The 4,612-nt window shown below is 40.2% G+C and carries 5 protein-coding genes and 1 pseudogene; all 6 read right to left on the bottom strand.

Annotation, left to right across the window (positions count from 1 at the left end):
* Positions 1 to 177: pseudogene (locus tag Q0F90_RS07405) on the bottom strand (pseudouridine synthase); the annotation flags it as partial.
* Positions 177 to 1,121 (bottom strand): bifunctional oligoribonuclease/PAP phosphatase NrnA, encoded by a 945-nt coding sequence (locus tag Q0F90_RS07400; protein ID WP_296004396.1) that lies wholly within the window; start codon positions 1,119 to 1,121, stop codon positions 177 to 179. The pseudogene Q0F90_RS07405 and the gene Q0F90_RS07400, both read right to left, overlap by 1 nt.
* On the bottom strand, positions 1,114 to 1,494 hold the full coding sequence (rbfA, locus tag Q0F90_RS07395) for a 30S ribosome-binding factor RbfA (protein WP_296004395.1): 381 nt from the start codon (positions 1,492 to 1,494) through the stop codon (positions 1,114 to 1,116). Before rbfA ends, Q0F90_RS07400 begins: the two co-directional genes overlap by 8 nt.
* A gap of 9 nt (positions 1,495 to 1,503) precedes the next feature.
* Positions 1,504 to 3,981 carry a translation initiation factor IF-2 gene (infB, locus tag Q0F90_RS07390; protein ID WP_296004394.1) on the bottom strand — a complete coding sequence of 826 codons (2,478 nt, stop codon included), beginning with the start codon at positions 3,979 to 3,981 and terminating at the stop codon, positions 1,504 to 1,506.
* Between the two features lie 15 nt (positions 3,982 to 3,996).
* Positions 3,997 to 4,302, bottom strand: a complete 306-nt coding sequence (locus Q0F90_RS07385; protein WP_004693007.1) for a ribosomal L7Ae/L30e/S12e/Gadd45 family protein — start codon at positions 4,300 to 4,302, stop codon at positions 3,997 to 3,999.
* A gap of 12 nt (positions 4,303 to 4,314) precedes the next feature.
* The gene (locus tag Q0F90_RS07380; RefSeq protein ID WP_005386859.1) at positions 4,315 to 4,584 is read right to left on the bottom strand and encodes an RNase P modulator RnpM; all 270 of its coding nucleotides are present in this window, start codon (positions 4,582 to 4,584) and stop codon (positions 4,315 to 4,317) included.
* Positions 4,585 to 4,612: the final 28 nt, after the last annotated feature.

Raw genomic sequence — 4,612 nt, 5'->3', positions numbered from 1 at the left:
AGTATACTCAATGAGGCGCGTAGCCTTACCAAGAAATATAGGTAATACACCATACGCCATTGGATCTAGCGTACCACTATGACCTATGCGCTTTTCTTTTAGAATACGGCGACATATAGCTACCGCATCGTGACTCGTAATGCCAGGCGGTTTTAAAAATGGTAAAATGCCATCCATTACTTAATTACCTCAATGAGAGCTTGTTTTGCCTCTTCTAACGGTAGATTAATAGTGCAACCAGAAGCGCGAATATGACCGCCGCCACCAAAGTGACTGGCTACTGCGTTCACGTCAATCCCTTTAGAACGTAAACTTACGCGAGTTCTATCGTCGGCTTCTGCTTTTAATAAAATTGCTACATCAACAGTATCGACGTTTCTTATAATATCTACAAAACCATCTGTATCATCACCAAGAATAGCCATAGCTTCTCGGTTTAAATCAATGGTTGCTACCGTATTATTCTTGTGGAACTGAATAGTTTGCATTACTTGTTTAGTTAATTCAAGACGACTAGCAGATACGGCCTCAATCGTTTCAGAAATAACATTTGGTCTAGCCCCTGCAGCTACACATTTAGCAGCCATTTCAAGGGTATTAGCTGTGGTGTTACTAAATTTAAAGAACCCACAGTCTGTAGCAATCGCCATATATAATGCAGTGCCCATCGACTCAGTGATAGGCCAATTCCATTTCGTGCATAAGTCCGTAACAATTTCACCTGTAGCAGCAAATTCAGGCTTCAAATATAGATGATCAGCAAATTCTGTATTAGAAATATGGTGGTCTATATTAAAAATAGGTGCACTCCAGAGTGCACCTACTTTGCCAATTCGCTCATACGTGCTAGCATCCAAAACCATAAGCATATCGATGTCAACTGGATGAGTTTCAAAGTACGCTACATCATGGATGTGGTCCGTATATCGTAAGAATGAGTACTTCTCAGGAACTACATCATCCACTACCATATATACAGTTTTACCTTGCCCTACAAGGGCCTCGTAAAAGGCCACCATGGACCCGATAGCATCGCCATCAGGTCTAACATGGACGGTTAGCATAATAGAATTAGCTTCACACAGAGCCATATGTAATTGATTAATAGTAATCTTACTCATGTTCTGTATCCTTTGTGTTAATTTTTTCTTCGTCCTTTTTGATTTCATTCAAAAGGGATTCAATATGCATGCTATAGTCTAAAGACGTATCCTTATCGAATGTGATAGAAGGAATATGGCGCAATTTCAGTACTTTGCCAAGCTCAGTACGAATATGACCTGCTGCATGCTTTAAAGCGATAAGTGTATCTTCTTTTTCCTTATCGGAACCAAACAAGGAGACATAAATCGTAGCTTCACGCAAATCACCTGTTACATGAACATCGGTAATAGTAGTGAAGCCGATGCGTGGATCTTTCAATCCGCGCATCAACATTTGACTTACCTCTTGTTTGATGAATTCTTGTAATTTTCTGACACGAACGTCACTCATATAAACCTCCTAAATTTGAGGTGCAATTTCTTCCATCAAGTACGCTTCGATTACGTCGCCTTCCTTGATGTCGCGGTAACCTTCTAAGGAAATACCACATTCGAAGGATGTTTTAACTTCTTTAACTTCGTCTTTGAATCGACGTAAAGAGTCAACCTTACCTTCAAATACAACAATACCATCACGGATCAAACGTACTTCAGAGTCGTTAGTAATACGACCTTCTGTTACATAAGAACCAGCAACGATAGCTTTAGGTGTAGAGATAACTTGACGCACCTCTGCACGACCAACGACAACCTCTTTGAATTGAGGAGCTAACATACCACGCATCGCAGACTCAACGTCATTGATAGCATCATAGATTACACGATATGTACGAAGGTCAACTTTTTCATTTTCTGCAGCACGACGAACATTAGCATCAGGACGTACGTTGAAGCCCATTACGATTGCATTAGATGCAGAGGCCAACATGATATCGGATTCGTTAATAGCACCTACTGCAGCATGAACGATTACGATACGTACTTCAGGATTTTTAATACCTTCTAAGGATTGACGTAATGCTTCTACAGAACCTTGAACGTCAGCTTTAATGATGATGTTAAGGTCTTTTAACTCACCTTGTTGAATTTGGTTGAAAATATCATCCAACGTAACCTTGTGAGTAGCTTGTAATTCTTGAACGCGTTGTTTTGCAATACGTTTTTCAGCGATTGCACGTGCTTCGTTATCATCCATACCATTGATGATTTCACCAGCTTGTGGAACTTCGGAGAAGCCCAAGATTTCTACTGGCATAGAAGGACGAGCTACTTTTACTTTTTCACCCCGTTCATTTGTCATAGCACGAACTTTACCGTATGCAGTACCAGCAAGAACTGTATCACCTACGCGAAGGGAACCTTTTTGTACCAATACTGTACATACAGCACCACGGCCTTTATCAAGTTGAGCCTCGATAACTACGCCATAAGCTTTACGGTTAGGATTAGCTTTCAATTCCATAACTTCTGCTACGAGCAAGATGTTTTCGAGCAAATCGTCGATACCTTGTTTTTGTTTAGCAGAAACTGGAACCATGATTACATCGCCGCCCCATTCTTCTGGTAAAAGGCCATGTTCAGACAATTGTTGTTTAACATGGTCTGGGTTAGCACCTGGTTTATCCATTTTATTGATGGCTACGATAATAGGTACTTCCGCAGATTTAGCATGGTTAATAGCCTCGATAGTTTGTGGCATTACACCATCGTCAGCAGCAACTACGAGAACTGCGATATCCGTGGATTTCGCACCGCGTAGACGCATAGCAGTAAACGCTTCATGGCCAGGAGTATCAAGGAATGTAATTTTATTATCATTATAACGAACTTGGTATGCACCGATATGTTGAGTGATACCGCCAGCTTCGCCAGCTGTTACGTTAGTTTGACGAATTACGTCCAACAAGGATGTTTTACCATGGTCAACGTGACCCATGATAGTTACAACTGGTGGACGAGGTTTTAATGTTTCTGGTGCATCTTCAATTTCGATGATATCAGTAGGATCTTCTTCAGGTTCTACTTCAGTTACAGTTACACCAAATTCTTCAGCTACGATTGTAGCTGTATCGACATCAACCTCTTGGTTAATGCTAGCCATTACGCCTAAAAGCATCAATTTTTTGATGATTTCTGATACTTCTCGGCCCATTTTTTCAGCTAGTTCTTTAACAGTTAAAGGACCAGACAATTCAATTTCTGTTGCAATCGCTGCTTCAGCCTTACGTTCAGCCTCAGCTTTTTGTTGTAAGTACTGTTCGTTACGATGTTTTACGCGATTCTTTTTCTTTTGCATAGATGTAGATAACAAGGATTGAGGGCGGTTGTTGCCACCTTTTTTATTTTTCTTGTTACGGCGATCGTTATTATTAGAATTGCGATTATCGTTGTTGCGGTTGTCGCGGTTGTCGCTATTACGGTTATCGTTATTGCGATTATCGTTATTACGCGCATCATTAGGACGACCGTTATTATTACGGTTGTCATTATTGCGGTTATTATTGTTATTAGGGCGGTTATTAGCGCGGTCACCACCATGTTGGTTACCATCGGATTTACGTGTAGGCTCAGAAATTTGTACGTGACGTACATTGCCTTTTTTGTGGTCGTTTTGTTTAGATTGATCGTCTTGTTTCTGACCACCTTGTTTGTGATTATCTTTTTTATGTTCGTTAGAACGATTTTGATGTTGTTGTTTATGTGGCGCAGCGTCTTGTTTATGAGCTGCAGTTGGAGCAGATTTTTGTTCTGTTTTTTGTGCTACTTTAGGTGCTTCAGATTTTTTACCCAATTGTTTTTTTACAATTTCATAACCAGAATCATCTACAGAATTAACTGCTTTAGTAACATTTACATTATGTTGTTGCAAAATAGAAATAACCTGCTTACTTTCTACGCCGAACTCTTTGGCGATTTCATGGACGCGCTTTTTGGACATCTACATACCCCCTTATTATCGATCAATCTCTTTTAATAATGCCTTTGCAAATCCATCATCTAGTACGGCAACTACTACCCTAACTTCCTTACCAATGGCCGTTCCTAACGCCTCTTTATTGGCAATACTATGAAGTGGAATATGATGTGTCTCTGCTAATTGAGTATATTTCTTTTCATTGTTGGCTGCACAGTCACCAGCGAGAAGTACCAATTTTGGTTCCTTTCTCTTTATAGCCTTTTCTACGATGAAATCACCGGAAATAACTTTACCTGCTCGTTGTGCTAGACCTAAGAGATTCAAAATTTTATCTTCATTCATTTATATCAGTGATTACTCATTCTCTTGTAAATCACGTTGTAACGCTTCGTATATCTCTTTTGATACACTATGCTTTAATGACCGTTCTAATCGTTTTGCCTTATAGGCTTGCTCAAAGCAAGACATGGATTCACATAGATAGGCTCCACGTCCTGGTGCTTTACCAGTGCGATCAATACTGATGTTACCGTCTGGGCTCAAAGCTACGCGAATCAATTCACGTTTAGCCTTAGGCTCACCACATCCTACACAAGTTCGCATAGGTTGGGATTTCGGTTTCATGACTATTCACCATCCTCAGCATTGCCAA

Source organism: uncultured Veillonella sp. (genome assembly GCF_934190855.1).
GTDB lineage: Bacteria > Bacillota > Negativicutes > Veillonellales > Veillonellaceae > Veillonella.
The sequence above is the reverse complement of the archived record's forward strand: the minus strand, read 5'-3'. Positions and strand labels throughout refer to the sequence as shown.